The 14,435-nt window shown below is 48.5% G+C and carries 12 protein-coding genes and 1 riboswitch; of the genes, 4 read left to right on the forward strand and 8 right to left on the reverse strand.

The annotated features are described in order from the left end of the window. Positions 1-229: 229 nt before the first annotated feature. The 4 genes from tyrS (at position 230) to H8K36_RS09835 (ending at position 4,903) form a co-directional block, all read left to right on the forward strand. Entirely contained in the window at positions 230-1,489 is a 1,260-nt protein-coding gene (gene tyrS / locus H8K36_RS09820; RefSeq protein ID WP_186915840.1) for a tyrosine--tRNA ligase, read from the forward strand. Next, positions 1,486-1,941, forward strand: coding sequence for a D-aminoacyl-tRNA deacylase (gene dtd / locus H8K36_RS09825; RefSeq protein WP_186915839.1), 456 nt, complete (start codon positions 1,486-1,488; stop codon positions 1,939-1,941). The genes tyrS and dtd overlap by 4 nt, the downstream gene beginning before the upstream one ends. Continuing rightward, complete coding sequence (locus tag H8K36_RS09830; protein WP_186915838.1) at positions 1,938-2,591, forward strand: histidine phosphatase family protein; 654 nt, start codon at positions 1,938-1,940, stop codon at positions 2,589-2,591. The genes dtd and H8K36_RS09830 overlap by 4 nt, the downstream gene beginning before the upstream one ends. 116 nt (positions 2,592-2,707) lie before the next feature. Then, on the forward strand, positions 2,708-4,903 hold the full coding sequence (locus H8K36_RS09835) for a TonB-dependent receptor plug domain-containing protein (protein ID WP_186915837.1): 2,196 nt from the start codon (positions 2,708-2,710) through the stop codon (positions 4,901-4,903). A 79-nt stretch (positions 4,904-4,982) separates the two neighbouring features. On the opposite strand, the gene H8K36_RS09840 is transcribed toward H8K36_RS09835, so the two are convergent. The 8 genes from H8K36_RS09840 to thiC all read right to left on the reverse strand — a co-directional run bounded on the left by H8K36_RS09840 (position 4,983) and on the right by thiC (position 14,111). Continuing rightward, the gene (locus H8K36_RS09840) at positions 4,983-7,322 is read right to left on the reverse strand and encodes a GH92 family glycosyl hydrolase (RefSeq protein WP_230404476.1); all 2,340 of its coding nucleotides are present in this window, start codon (positions 7,320-7,322) and stop codon (positions 4,983-4,985) included. Between the two features lie 48 nt (positions 7,323-7,370). Then, a complete protein-coding gene (locus H8K36_RS09845; protein WP_186915836.1) occupies positions 7,371-8,357 on the reverse strand; it encodes a LacI family DNA-binding transcriptional regulator in 987 nt (328 codons plus the stop codon). A gap of 254 nt (positions 8,358-8,611) precedes the next feature. Further along, positions 8,612-9,478: a response regulator gene (locus H8K36_RS09850; RefSeq protein ID WP_186915835.1), complete on the reverse strand. Its 867-nt coding sequence runs from the start codon at positions 9,476-9,478 to the stop codon at positions 8,612-8,614. A 206-nt stretch (positions 9,479-9,684) separates the two neighbouring features. Continuing rightward, positions 9,685-10,311 (reverse strand): thiamine phosphate synthase, encoded by a 627-nt coding sequence (thiE, locus tag H8K36_RS09855; RefSeq protein ID WP_230404480.1) that lies wholly within the window; start codon positions 10,309-10,311, stop codon positions 9,685-9,687. 22 nt (positions 10,312-10,333) lie between these two features. Then, entirely contained in the window at positions 10,334-11,161 is an 828-nt protein-coding gene (gene thiD, locus H8K36_RS09860; RefSeq protein WP_186915833.1) for a bifunctional hydroxymethylpyrimidine kinase/phosphomethylpyrimidine kinase, read from the reverse strand. Then, positions 11,161-11,955 (reverse strand): thiazole synthase, encoded by a 795-nt coding sequence (locus H8K36_RS09865; RefSeq protein WP_186915832.1) that lies wholly within the window; start codon positions 11,953-11,955, stop codon positions 11,161-11,163. Before H8K36_RS09865 ends, thiD begins: the two co-directional genes overlap by 1 nt. A gap of 33 nt (positions 11,956-11,988) precedes the next feature. Next, positions 11,989-12,189 (reverse strand): sulfur carrier protein ThiS, encoded by a 201-nt coding sequence (gene thiS, locus H8K36_RS09870; protein WP_186915831.1) that lies wholly within the window; start codon positions 12,187-12,189, stop codon positions 11,989-11,991. 8 nt (positions 12,190-12,197) lie between these two features. After that, entirely contained in the window at positions 12,198-14,111 is a 1,914-nt protein-coding gene (thiC, locus tag H8K36_RS09875) for a phosphomethylpyrimidine synthase ThiC (protein ID WP_186915830.1), read from the reverse strand. Positions 14,112-14,186: 75 nt separating this feature from the next. Continuing rightward, a riboswitch (TPP riboswitch) is annotated at positions 14,187-14,285 on the reverse strand. Positions 14,286-14,435: the final 150 nt, after the last annotated feature.

Here is a 14,435-nt window from a genome sequence, read left to right on the forward strand (position 1 = left end):
ACAGAGTGTTAGCAAACCCACTCCTTTTTATTTTTTATTAACTTAAGGTGGGGCTTCAATTTGGTCGCCTGATTGTAAAGCAAATGGCGAATAATGCAAGCAACCGATTATGGTTGCAGGCATCAAAGAATGCCACTCCTGTTACACAATATTTAGAATTAAGTTGATTTAACATAAACTTACTTTGTTGATAGCACCGCATACGTAAACACTTTATAGAAACATCATCATGACTTCGCCACAATCTACAGAAAAAGCGCCAACCGCCTCCAAACTCTTGCCACTCTCCGACGCAGTACAGCACGCACTCGCTGTCACCAAACGTGGAGTGGACGAACTCTTGATCGAATCTGAGTTCGCACAAAAATTGGCGCGCAGTGAACAAAGTGGCAAACCTTTGCGTATCAAACTCGGTTTAGATCCCACTGCGCCTGACTTGCACTTAGGCCATACCGTGGTGCTCAACAAAATGCGCCAACTACAAGATCTTGGCCATACGGTGATTTTCTTGATCGGCGACTTCACGTCCATGATCGGTGACCCATCAGGTCGCAATGCAACGCGCCCACCGTTGACTCGCGAAAAAATCGAAGAGAACGCGCAGACTTATTTCAAACAAGCGTCTTTAGTATTAGATGCTAGCAAAACAGAGATTCGCTACAACTCCGAATGGTGCGACGCGCTGGGTTCACGCGGCATGATTCAATTGGCGTCTCGCTACACAGTGGCGCGTATGATGGAACGTGATGATTTCACGAAACGCTTCAAAGCTGGCACACCGATTTCCGTGCATGAGTTCCTCTATCCATTGATGCAAGGCTATGATTCTGTGGCTTTGCATGCCGATCTCGAACTCGGTGGCACTGATCAAAAATTTAACTTGTTAGTGGGTCGTGAATTACAAAAAGACTTCGGCCAAGAGCAGCAATGTATCTTGACCATGCCTCTGCTCGAAGGTTTGGATGGCGTGGAGAAGATGTCGAAGTCCAAGAACAACTACATCGCGATTACTGAACCCGCAAATACCATGTTCGCAAAAGTCATGAGTATTTCGGATGAAATGATGTGGCGTTACTACGACCTCTTGTCTTTCTGCTCGCTCGAGCAAATCGCGCAGTACAAAAAATCGGCTGCAGAAGGTCAAAATCCACGCGACATCAAAGTGGCCATCGCACAAGAAATCGTCACACGCTTCCACAGTAAACAAGCGGCGGATGATGCCTTAACGGATTTCGTCAATCGTTCTAAAGGCGGCATCCCAGATGATATCCCTGAGATCAGTCTCAGTGGTGCTCCTATCGGTATCGCTCAATTATTAAAGCAAGCCAACCTCTGCGCCTCTACTTCCGAAGCAATGCGCATGGTCGACCAAGGTGGCGTGCGTATCGATGGATCCGTCATAAGCGATAAAGCATTGCAAGTACAAGCAGGTACCGTGGTGCTGCAAGTAGGGAAACGTAAATTCGCTAAAGTTAACCTATCAGCATGATCGCTCTGCTACAACGGGTTACCTGTGCCAAAGTCGAAGTCGATGGCGCCTTAGTGGGTGCGATCGACAAAGGCTTAATGGTCTTGGTTTGCGCTGAACGCGAAGACACGGAACAAGATGCGCAACAACTGTTGGGCAAGTTATTGAGCTACCGTGTGTTCAGTGATGATGCAGGAAAGATGAATCGCAGTGTCAAAGACGTGGCAGGTGGACTCTTATTGGTTCCTCAATTTACCTTGGCAGCCGATACGCAATCCGGAACTCGCCCATCTTTTACCCCAGCAGCACCGCCAGCCTTGGGGAAACAGTTGTTTGATTACTTCGTGGCGCAAGCAAGACTGCAGCATCCCCAAGTCGAAACCGGACAGTTCGGTGCCGACATGCAAGTGAGTTTGACCAATGACGGACCAGTCACTTTTTGGCTGCAAACCAAAGCAAAGAAAAACCAGTGACTGACATTCTTTTGATTCGCCACGGCGAGACCGCATGGAATGCCGTCCGTAAATTGCAAGGCCACCTCGATATTCCTCTGAACGAAGAAGGACTACGCCAAGCCAAAGCATTGGCAAAGCATTTGCAAAACGAGAAACTCGATGCGATTATTTCCAGCGATTTGCAAAGAGCCATGCAAACGGCGCAAGCGATCGCCGATCTACAAAACACATCGCTACAAATCAATCCGCAGCTTCGTGAACGCTGTTTCGGTGATTTCGAAGGTAAGCTGTACAGCGAGCTACCTGAACTCTATCCAGAAGCTTATGCGCAATGGCGTAGCCGCGATCCGGATTTTCACTTCCCCGCAAAGACAGATGGCAGCGACAACCACGGTGAAAGCATACGCGAATTTCACACGCGGACCATTTCCTGTATTCAGCATTACGCCCAACTATACGCGGGCAAACGCATTGCCTTAGTCGCCCACGGAGGCGTACTTGAATGCGCATGGCGCGAAGCGACAGGCTTGCCTTTGAACGCAGAACGCACCGTCACCATTTATAACGCCAGCATCAATCGCTTTTGTTTCGAACAAGGTCCTCTCAAGTTGGTTCAATGGGGGCAAATCGAGCATCTCAGCGATGACATTATGGATGAGCTCAACTAAGTCCCAATTCAAAACTGAGCGCGCTAACCACGCCATTCATTGATCAATAAAATTGACTAAATTGCATTTTCAATGGAAAATAATTAACTTTTTTTTAAACATTGATTTAATCTTTTATGCACCATTTCACCAAAGGCACACTTAGCCTTTCTATCGCTTCCCTCTTTTCACTCGCCACCACAAGCGCTCTTGCGCAAGAAAATAGTACAAAACCAAACACGACGACTGCGCCTCAAACTGGAAAAAAAGAAGCCGAACCAGTCAAGACGCAGCAAGTTGAAATCAAAGCACAAACCGAAGTCGAACTTGGTCGCAAAGATGCGGCTGCGAAAACCGTCGTCAGCAATGCCGAGCTGACGCGTTACGGCGATACCAATGTCGCAGAAGCAATGAAGCGCGTACCAGGCGTGACGGTAGTCAAGGGTGTAATGCAATTGCCGGGCATGGGTTCTGGCTACACGCAGGTGCTCGTCGATGGTGAGCCACCTCGTGGCATCAATATTAATGATATTCCGATGAGTACGATTGAACGCGTAGAGATCTATCGTCTTGGCAGCGCCGAGTTCAGTAGTCAGGCCATGGCAGGAACCATCAATATCGTGTTGAAGAAGGTACCGCGAGCTGCGCAACAACAGCTGAAATTAGGTTTGAGTCATGATGTCTCGACCTCGCCCCGCATTGAATGGACCAGCTCAGACAAGAAGGATAATCTTAGTTACTCCTTGTCTGTTTCAGCTGGAGAATATCGCTTTCAATTCCCCAATTCGGTGCTGACTTCCGAGTATGATCAGCGCCAACAGTTGATACGCCAAGATCTCCAAAGTTCCGCGGATTGGTCGAGCGCTAAACAGCTCTATATCAATCCTATCATTCAATATCGTGGCAAAGATGGCCTTAGCATACGTTCAGCCACTTCTATAGCGAGTAACGATGCTGACAATCGATCAGAGCAAACTTACGACTTCCTGTTAGGACGCAGCCTTCCCATTCAGAGGATCGTTTCAAACAATACCTCACGCTCTAAAGGCGGCAATACATCAATAAAAATAAGTAGTCCATTCTTTATTGACGCAAAGCTAGATCTGACGATTGGTTTGAACGGCAACACTTCGCGTGACCATGGCAATGAGGTGAACTATGCTAACTCGACACAAATTGACTATATCCGTAATACCGCTATCAATAACCGTAGCGGTGGTGCAAGTAGTACGTTAAAGGTCACGGCGCCTAGTAATGCCGAGCATGACATTGTTGGCGGTTGGAATTTTTCCACTCGTACCAACAACGACAGGCGTATTCAAAGCGACGTAGGACCAAGTTATAGCACGCCATTTCAAAGCCAAGAAGATACTCACTCAGTGGTTGATAACATCGCTTTCTTTGCACAAGACGAATGGAAATTCCGCAAAGAGTCCTCTGCCTATTTCGGCCTACGGTGGGAGTCCGTACGCGTCAAGAGTGACGGTAGTAGTCAGACCAGCGTGACGAACAACTCAAGTGTATGGAGCCCTATCATTCAAACGCTGTGGCAACTCAATGACGAGAACACTGACCGTGTTCGTCTCGGGGTTTCACGCACCTATAAAGCTCCACCTAACTTTGCACTGACCTCACCGAAATTCATCGTTTCGAATAACTCGATTGATAATCCAAGCTTCCGCGGCAACCCACTGTTACGACCTGAGCTCGCTTGGTCTTTACAAACATCCTACGAGCATAATGATAAAGAGGAATTCAGTTACAGTATTAAGGCCGTCGTCAGAAGAATTACCGACATCCATCGCAACCAAATCAGTTACTTTGACAACGCATGGTGGCAGCGTATCGTGAATGCGGGAGAAGGTAGCTCTAAAGTCCTAAGCTTTGAGACCCAATTCCCTTTGAAGCGCTTTATCAACGACGCACCGAATATCGACTTCAGCTTTTACGTCGGCAGAACTTGGTCTTCAGTTTCCTACTTGCCGAAACCAGACAACCTACTGGTATCAGGCAAATTGAGCGCGAATTTTAGCATCGATTACAAAGCGAAAGACGTGCCTCTCACGCTGGGTACCAGTATGCGTTACCAAGATTCCAATCCTATCCGAATAAACGACGTGCGTCGCAACATTGGCCATTCCAGCGTCGACATGGATACTTACTCTTTGTGGAAAATATCGCCAAAGACATCCTTGCGCTTGTCTATTGATAATTTACTCAAACGCAAGCGATCATTCTTAGGTGAGTACACCACAAAAGAAAGTGTGATCACACGAGATCTCACATCAAAATCTTATCGGAACGTCCGTCTAAATTTCGAACATAGCTTCTAAGTAAGTAAATAAGTAAGAAGAAGCGCCGTTCATGAATCCCATGACGGCGCTTTTGTTTTACACAAAATCTCTTATCGGATCATTGATACGCCGTCTGTGTATACGGACGAGCATCTAACTTACTACCCCATTCCTTGTTCGGTTTGGACTGCATCACAAATACTAATTCACCACCTGCGGTGATCTGTTCATGCGTGATGAAATTACGATGCAAAGCTTGGCCATTTAAACGCACACTGCCCACATACATATTCGCCTTGCTCAGATTTTCTGCGCGTATCGTAAAGCGTTTTCCGTTTGGAAGATTCAATACAGTTTTATCGAGGAAAGGTCGCCCAATGATGTATTCGTTACTGCCAGGCGCCACAGGATAAAAACCAAAACTGGTGAACGCCAACCACGCTGACATCTGACCTAAGTCGTCGTTCCCAGATAAACCATCAGCTTTGGCTTGATACTGACTATCAACAATTTGCTGTAAACGGGCTTGAGTTTTCCATGGCGCGCCAAAGTAGTTGTAGAGATAAGCAACGTGATGTGAGGGCTCATTGCCGTGTGCATAATGACCGATCAAGCCCGAAATATCCTCCATGTGTGCGTAGATTTTCTCATCGACCTTGGCGTCAAATACTTGGTCGATCTTGGCAATCGCAGCAGCATCGCCGCCAAGCATAGCAATCAGGCCCGCATTGTCGTGTGGCATATACCAAGAATACTGCCAAGCACTACCCTCCGTATAATCACTTCCAAAATTAGAGACCGCTGGGTCGAAAGGCACGCGGAATTCGCCATTGGCCTTGCGGGCACGAATGAAGCCCGTTCTCACATCAAACACATTGCGATAATTCTGTGCGCGCGCATAGAACTTTTTAGCGATATCGGCCTTGCCCATTTTCTCGGCCATGCGTGCAATCGTCCAATCATCAAAGGCGTATTCAACCGTTTTAGATGCCGCTTCCGGTTCAAGGTCGGTCGGCACGTAGCCGTATTTCATATAATGTTGCAAGCCGCCGTACGGACCATATTCCGCGCTTTTCACCATGGCATTTAAGGCTGCATCGGCATCAAAGTCATTGATGCCTTTCATGTATAAATCCGCGATCACGGGCACTGCGTGATAACCAATCATGCACCAAGTCTCTAAACCATGGAACTGCCACACAGGTAGGATGCCATCTGGGCTATGCTGCTGCGAGGCGACTAAGGATTTCACAAAATCCGTATTACGTTGTGCGGGTTGAATCAAGCTTAGCAAAGGGTGCAATGCGCGGTAAGTGTCCCACAAAGAGAAGGTCGAGTGGAAGCGATACCCGTTAGCTTGATGAACTTGATTATCAGGGCCGCGATATTGGCCGTCGATATCCATGAACAAGCTTGGGCCCATCATACTGTGATACAGCGCAGTGTAAGCCATCGTCCGCATCTCAGGCTTGGCTTCGATCTGAACAGCAGACAAAGCCTGATGCCAAGCATCGCTCGCCTTTTGTCTTTCCACTGCAAAATCCCAAGACGGCATTTCTTGAAGATTAGCGATCGCACCTTCTTCGCTGACTGCTGAGATCGCCACTTTAACCATCACAGTCTGATCCGTAGGCATCCCAAAGTCAAATGAAGCGACGATGGCTTTACCTTCTATTTTGACTTTATCCTTACCATTGCTGCCAGGCCCAGCGAAGCCACGGTACTCAACGCCATCTTCTCGGTTCTGAATATCTCGACTCTGAAATGGCGTTGAGAATTGCATCGCAAAATACAGCTGACGACCAGGCGCCCAACCACGGGTCTCGCGCATACCGGTCACCAAGGTGTTACTGCGCACACGCATGCTCGACCACAAATTCTTTGTTTTGTAATCGTAAATACTGCTGCGCAAATCGACCATCATTCTGGCTTCTTCGCCCTTCGCGTAACGATAGCGATGCAAGCCAACACGATCACTGGCCGTCAATTCAGCATCGATCGCATGATCAAGCAACTTCACCGAATAGTAACCAGGCTCCGCCTTTTCTTGCTGATGACTAAAACGCGAACGATAACCGCTATAGGCACGTTCTGGATAGCCGGGCTCCCATTTCGTTTCGCCGCTATAGGGCATCACCAAAATATCACCGAGATCGGAGTGACCAGTGCCCGAAAAATGCGTATGTGAAAAGCCCAGGATGGAGTCGTCTTCGTAACGATAACCCGCTGCCCATGGATAACTTTGTTTGAAGTGTCGCACTTGCGTATCGGGGCTCAACTGCACCATTCCAAACGGTCTCGTCGCACCAGGGAAAGTGTGCCCATCTCCACCAGTTCCGATGAATACATTCACCGCGGCGACTGGACTATTTTTATCGGCAGCGCAGGCGCTGAAAGTCATACCACCACTCACTATCACGGTGAGTGCCGCTAGCATAAATCGGGTTCGAGTTAACATGGAAATCCTTGAAATAAGAAATGCATACGACACAGCCGCACGCTCAAACTACAAGTCGTCAGTACTGCTTTCACGCACTATGAGTTGTACTGCTAAAGTTTTATCGATTGCTTCGTCCTGTGCCTTGCGCAGTAACATAGCGACGCCTTCTGCGCCGAGTGCTTCTTTATCGACATGAATACTGGTCAAGGGTGGATTCGATTTGGCGGCGGCACTGATATTGTCAAAGCCGACGATCGCGATATCGTGTGGAATTTTGAGACCTGCTTCAAGGCAGGCCTGCATCGCTGTCAATGCCGTCGTATCGTTGTAGCAAAATACCGCATCGGGCGGTTGCGTCATGGCCAGCAGCTTTAACATCGCCTGTTTGACGCTGAGTTCTTCGTTGGCATGATGCGGTATCGCGATTTCTAATTCGGGGTTCGCCAAAATTTTGGCATCAAATAAGGCCTTACGAAAACCGTGCACCCGTTCTTGAATACTGTAATGAGCACTGGGACCACTCAACATCGCGATACGCTTACGTCCAGCTTGGATTAAATGCCGTGTCGCTAAATAACCGCCAAGTCGATTATCAGGATTAATCGAGGTGTAGTCTTGTAGGTGCATATCGATCAGCACCAAGGGTTTTCCTGCCGCGCGAATCGCATGCAAGATTTCAGGCTCAAAAAAACCGGCACACAGAATTGCATCGGGTTGATGCAGACGGATCTGCTCCATGATGGGCTCGGCTGGCCCTATCGCTACAAAGGATAGTGCAATACCTTCACGGCGACATGCCGCTTCTGCGCCATGCAAGACTGGAGAAAAGAACGGGCTACTCGATAAAGTATTGTGTTGGCGATGCAATAGAAAAGCGATGCGGCGCACTCGCCCCACTTTGAGCTTAGATAAATCATAACCAAGCTCACGTGCCACCGCGAACACACGAGCCCGCGTCGTTTCGGTCAAACCACTCTGATTCTTCAAAGCGCGCGATATCGTGCCCAAAGACAGACCTGTCGCTTTTGCAATATCGCGTATGGTGACACCCATTCCAAACCACTTTCAACAAGACCGAGAGGAGCTATTCTCCCTCATTTTAATAAACAAATGAAACGGCTTAAGATAAGCATTCAGAATGCCAAAGCCATAGCGGATATTAGTCTGAGCCGAATTTATGGGTCAATCTATTGGATGGAGAAGTGATGCAGTTTAGCTGTTTTAGTAAACAACGTGCGATATTAAAAAAGCCCCAACACCTTTCGAAATGTTGGGGCTTTGCAGATAAACTCACCAAAACTTTGAATCTAATCGCGTATGCTTTCCAATGCACTAGGCAAGAATTTGGCGATAGTTGCCAATAACTCGTCTTCTGCCACTGGCTTGCTGAGGTAAGCATTACAGCCAGACCAGCTGCCGCGGAACTTGTCGATCATGGATGACTTACTGGTCAACATGACGACCGCGGTAGATTTGGTCTTGGCGTTACCCTTAATGCGTTTGCAAACTTCATAGCCATCGATGCCAGGCATCATGATGTCGAGGAAGATACAAGTGTATTTCTTGATGTTAGCTTTCTCGATTGCCTCTTCACCGGTCTCTGCGAAGTCGACATCGAATTGGAACGGCGACAGTTTGATGCGCATAAAAGCACGCACTGTCGCGCTATCATCGACGACGAGTACCGATTCGCGATCTGCCAAGACCGTTGTTGCTGGCACTGGCTTGAGCTTTTGATCGGTTGAGCGACGCAGACTAGTACCATCCCATTGATTAGGATTTTGCGTGGAGCGACGATTGCGCTCTTGCAAAGCATCTTGCATCACTTCATCGAGTTTCTCGAAGAGGCGCATCCAATGAATGGGTTTTGGCACAAACGGCCACGGCGTTTCCACCGCAGTTCTGCCAATCACAACCGCTGGCGAATGGGCATTCGGCACGCCGATATCGCGGCGTGCGAGTTCCTCGAGCGCCTCTGGATTATCAGCATTAATCAAATATATATCGGCCCGAGAGTCTCCCATTTCAGGTTCGACATATGACATCTCGCGACGGCTCGTGAGTCGAAAGGTCGAGGTCAGCATACTTTTTTCTGCCTCGGTGAAACCGCGCATTTCTAATACAAAACGATGGCTGCCCTCAGGGGACGCCATCATGGGTGTGGATTGGGTCATTGTGAACGTGTAAACCTTATTTTCTCTCCCAATTTCTCATCGGAAATTTTCGGGAGCGATTCTTGCAATCAGTGACAAGATCATACAATAAAGCGAGAGGCTCACAAAAAAATCGCGCATAAAATCGCATGTTTTATGCGCGAATTATCTGGCTGCAACAGAATTACGCTTTTTTCACAACACACTAGTGGTCTTAGGGCTTAATTTTATTTAAATAAAGAAACAAATTCCCTAACGGCACTATGGGGGTCAAGCGAGTTATACACACTACTAATGGCAGCAACCATGTTAGCACCTCGATTAACTAGTGGTTGTGCTAACTCCGGCGTCATACCACCAATGACCACAATCGGAAGTGGTATTACCGCTTTCGCTCGCACAAGGATATCTGGCGGCGTGGTCACAGGGTATTGCTTCACGACAGAAGGATAGAATCCACCAAAAGCCACATAACTGGCCTGTTGCACATAGGCATTTTCAGCCAAGACCAGTTCACCATAACAAGAAGCGCCAATGATCTTATTTTTACCTAATAAGACTCTGGCTTCTCCCACGCCCATATCAGTCCCACCGACATGCACGCCGTCTGCATCGAGCTCTGCGCACAGGCCAATATGATCATTAATGATGAAAGGAACTTTATGAACCCGACACAGCTTCAACAAGGCTTGCGCTTGTTCAAATCGTTGTTCTGAAGATGCGGTTTTATGCCGGTACTGCAATACCGATACGCCGGCTTGCAATGCAACTTCAGTGACCGCCAGTAGTTCCTCGGTATCATCCCAATTTGGGGTGACCAAATACAAGCCAGATTGTGGCAATTGCTCACTCATTTTCTCTCTCATTTTTCTCACTTTAAGCGACTTGCGAACGCTGCGGAATTAACTGTCCATCTGCAATTCGAAATGCAGAAAACAGCGCTGCTTGGGTATATTCTTGAGCAGCCAACAAACTTTGCTGCAGGGTCATGCCGAGTGCCAAATGCGCAGATATGGCAGCGGCTAAAGTACAACCGCTGCCATGGAATTGCTCCTTCAGACGTGGCCAAGTCCATTGCACCTCTGGCTGCCCCTGTGTAGATGAAAACCAGCGATTGATCACCAACTCTTCATCCGCGTGCCCACCTTTGAGCAGCACATCACTGACTACCCCTCCGAGCAGCGATATCGCTTTTTGTGCGTTCGTCAGGCCGTGGGGTGCAAGCTTGACCAATTCAGGCAAATTAGGCGTGATGAGACTGGCACGTTCTAATACAGGAGCGATCGCAATAGAAGCATCATCGACTGCCAAGGGATTACCCCGTCCACTACCCAACACAGGGTCGACGATCACAGGCAGGCGACCACCCACGTGCACGCTAGTTTCCTGAATTTGATCGATGAGTTGTGCAATCACTTCTGCATTTTCTCGATTGCCGACAATACCAATCTTCACTGCACGAATCGGCATACATGAGATCAAGGCTCTTGTTTGTGCTCGAATCACCTCAGCAGCAACCGGATACACTGCATACACTTGATTATTATCCTGCACAGTCAGCGCAGTGATGATAGGCAAGGCATGAGCACCCTGCGCCGCAATCGCCTCAATATCGGCCTGAATACCAGCGCCACCACTAGGATCATGTCCAGCGAAGACCAGCACACAAGGCCGTAACTTATGATGTGGCTGAGCTTCAAACATCACACCACTCTGCCAGCCATAGGCGAAGAAGGCGACGCCACAAACTTTCGTGCGATGCGACCAGCCATGAAGGCTTCGCGCCCTGCTTCTACCGCCAATCCCATAGCACGCGCCATACGAATCGGGTCGCGCGCGCCAGCAATTGCCGTATTCATCAAAACGCCGTCACACCCAAGTTCCATCGCAATGGCCGCGTCAGAAGCCGTACCTACACCCGCATCGACTATGATTGGCACGGTCGCTTGTTCAATGATGAGCGACAAATTCCACGGATTCAAAATCCCCATGCCAGAGCCAATCAGTGAAGCCAACGGCATTACTGCGACACAGCCAATGTCCTCCAACATGCGCGCTTGAATCGGATCATCGCTGCAATACACCATCACATCAAAACCATCCTTGACCAAGACCTTTGCAGCCTCCAAGGTCTCAGGCATGTTGGGGAACAACGTTTTTTCATCGCCCAATACTTCGAGCTTACAAAGTTTGTGTCCGCCCAATAATTCACGCCCCAGTTGCAAGGTATAGATTGCATCTTTCGCGTTATAACATCCTGCTGTATTCGGCAAGATGGTGTATTTCGAAGGCGGAACGACATCGAGCAAACTAGGTGCATTCGGATCTTGACCGATGTTCACACGACGAATCGCTACAGTGATAATTTCCGCACCACTCGCTTCAGTAGCCAGCTTGGTTTGCTCGAGATCTTTATACTTACCACTACCGACCAACAAACGCGATTGATAGGTTTTGCCTGCAATCGTCAGGCTGCTTGTTTTTGTTTCTACTGTCATGATTTTTCCTAATTAGTCTTGTCGAATCGGTAGCTATCCTCCACCGATTGCCCTAACCACATCCACTTGATCACCATGGTTCAGCCTATGCTTGGACCACATGGATCGGCTAATTACTTGACGATTGACCGCCACCGCAATAGCTTGATTTCCAATATTGAGTTCGGTGATCAAATTTTGTAAGCATGCCTCGGGAGACAAGGTGCGAGGCTCACCATTGAGTTGTATTTCCATAGCTCGATCTACGATTTTTTATAAATCTCAGCTCCAGTTTTGACGAATTCGATAGCCTTGACTTCCATCCCCTTTTTCAACGCGTCGATTTCACTGATACCGTGATTAGCTGCATAATCGCGCACTTCTTGCGTAATCTTCATGGAGCAAAAATGAGGGCCGCACATCGAGCAGAAGTGCGCCACTTTGGCAGAGTCTTTAGGCAGTGTTTCGTCATGAAATTCACGTGCGCGGTCTGGATCAAGTCCAATATTGAATTGATCTTCCCAACGAAACTCGAAGCGTGCCTTTGATAAGGCATTGTCACGAATCTGAGCGCCCGGATGTCCTTTCGCCAAGTCCGCAGCGTGGGCGGCGATCTTGTAGGTGATGATGCCTTCTTTGACGTCCGCTTTATTGGGCAAACCAAGATGCTCTTTCGGCGTGACGTAACACAGCATCGCCGTGCCATACCAACCGATCTGCGCCGCGCCTATGCCTGACGTGATGTGATCATAACCAGGTGCGATATCAGTCGTTAGCGGGCCCAATGTATAGAACGGTGCTTCGTGGCACTGCTCCAGTTGCAGGTCCATGTTCTCTTTGATCATGTGCATAGGAACGTGGCCTGGGCCTTCGATCATCACTTGTACATCATGCTTCCATGCGATTTGCGTCAACTCACCAAGTGTTTTCAATTCACCTAATTGCGCTTCATCATTAGCATCGTAAATCGAGCCTGGACGCAAGCCATCACCAAGCGAGAAAGAAACATCGTAAGCTTTCATGATCTCGCAGATGTCTTCGAAATGCGTGTACAAGAAATTCTCTTGATGATGAGCCAAACACCATTTCGCCATGATCGATCCACCACGCGAGACGATGCCTGTCATGCGATTGGCGGTTAATGGCACATACTGCAAACGCACGCCTGCATGTATGGTGAAGTAATCGACGCCCTGCTCCGCTTGCTCGATCAAGGTATCGCGGAAGATTTCCCAAGTTAAATCTTCAGCCTTGCCATTCACTTTTTCGAGCGCTTGATAGATAGGCACAGTACCAATCGGCACCGGTGAATTACGAATGATCCACTCGCGTGTTTCATGAATATGCTTGCCGGTTGAAAGATCCATTACCGTGTCACCACCCCAGCGAATCGCCCACGTCATTTTCTCAACCTCTTCACCGATTGACGATGTCACTGCGGAATTACCAATATTGGCGTTAATCTTCACCAAGAAGTTACGACCGATAATCATCGGCTCGATCTCTGGATGATTGATATTGGCCGGAATAATCGCGCGCCCTCGGGCGATTTCATCGCGTACAAATTCGGCGGTAATGATCTCCGGGATTGCTGCACCAAAACTTTGTCCACGATGTTGGCGCCCCATCATCGCGGCCAGCTTCTCTCCCTGAGGCCCGCTTTGCTTGAGTGCTTGCAGGTATTCAGCGCGTTGCATGTTTTCGCGGATTGCCACGTACTCCATCTCTGGCGTAATGATGCCTTGGCGCGCGTAATGCATTTGCGTCACATTTTTACCTACAATCGCACGGCGCGGCTTGCGCTGTAAGTTAAAGCGCAGTGCTTGTAATTTGCTATCGTTGAGGCGTTCCACCCCATAGTTTGAGCTTGGGCCGCTCAGCTCTTCGGTATCGTTACGTTCTTGAATCCAAGCATTGCGTATTGGTGATAAACCAGAGCGGATATCGATCGTGGTCTGTGGATCAGTGTAGGCACCTGAAGTATCGTAAACGTAAATGGGTGGATTTTTCTCTGCTCCAAACATCGCTGGTGTATCTGCCTGCGAAATTTCGCGCATCGGAATACGAATATCAGGACGTGAGCCTGTTACGTAAATTTTTCGCGAATTAGGTAACGCTTGAATAGCGGCTTGGTCCACTTGTGCAGTGGTGGCGAGGAATTGCGGGTTGGCGTTCATTTGGCTCCTTTGCGTTTTTTGTCGGCACGGAGCCAGCAAAGGAGTTTCCAGATCAAGCGCGCACGATGGACGTGTGTCTTGCATTGGCTGCTTCCCTTCGCTGGCATTATCCAGATCAGGTTCAAGGGTATTTCTCACCCGAATGCACAGCACTCAGGACCCCTAGCGTTTAAAAATACACAGAACAATTACCACTGTGCGGGCGCATTATAGCCGCCTACTGTAAAAAAAAGCAAAGCTTTATCAAAACAAGAATCCTGATGAAAAAAACCCGTGACTCACGCAATTGTGAGTCTTCAATGATGAGTTGGAGGCAGATCCGCC

Origin of the sequence: Affinundibacterium nitidum (genome assembly GCF_014284155.1) — a bacterium.
Classification (GTDB): domain Bacteria; phylum Pseudomonadota; class Gammaproteobacteria; order Burkholderiales; family Burkholderiaceae_D; genus Undibacterium; species Undibacterium nitidum.

What these genes read in the sequence shown, in the direction of transcription:
- tyrS (WP_186915840.1), top strand. Translation starts at nt 230, where the DNA reads ATGACTTCGCCACAATCTACAGAAAAAGCGCCAACCGCCTCCAAACTC.
- dtd (WP_186915839.1), top strand. Translation starts at nt 1,486, where the DNA reads ATGATCGCTCTGCTACAACGGGTTACCTGTGCCAAAGTCGAAGTCGAT.
- H8K36_RS09835 (WP_186915837.1), top strand. Translation starts at nt 2,708, where the DNA reads ATGCACCATTTCACCAAAGGCACACTTAGCCTTTCTATCGCTTCCCTC.
- H8K36_RS09840 (WP_230404476.1), bottom strand. Translation starts at nt 7,322, where the DNA reads ATGTTAACTCGAACCCGATTTATGCTAGCGGCACTCACCGTGATAGTG.
- H8K36_RS09845 (WP_186915836.1), bottom strand. Translation starts at nt 8,357, where the DNA reads ATGGGTGTCACCATACGCGATATTGCAAAAGCGACAGGTCTGTCTTTG.
- H8K36_RS09850 (WP_186915835.1), bottom strand. Translation starts at nt 9,478, where the DNA reads ATGACCCAATCCACACCCATGATGGCGTCCCCTGAGGGCAGCCATCGT.
- thiE (WP_230404480.1), bottom strand. Translation starts at nt 10,311, where the DNA reads ATGAGTGAGCAATTGCCACAATCTGGCTTGTATTTGGTCACCCCAAAT.
- thiD (WP_186915833.1), bottom strand. Translation starts at nt 11,161, where the DNA reads ATGTTTGAAGCTCAGCCACATCATAAGTTACGGCCTTGTGTGCTGGTC.
- H8K36_RS09865 (WP_186915832.1), bottom strand. Translation starts at nt 11,955, where the DNA reads ATGACAGTAGAAACAAAAACAAGCAGCCTGACGATTGCAGGCAAAACC.
- thiS (WP_186915831.1), bottom strand. Translation starts at nt 12,189, where the DNA reads ATGGAAATACAACTCAATGGTGAGCCTCGCACCTTGTCTCCCGAGGCA.
- thiC (WP_186915830.1), bottom strand. Translation starts at nt 14,111, where the DNA reads ATGAACGCCAACCCGCAATTCCTCGCCACCACTGCACAAGTGGACCAA.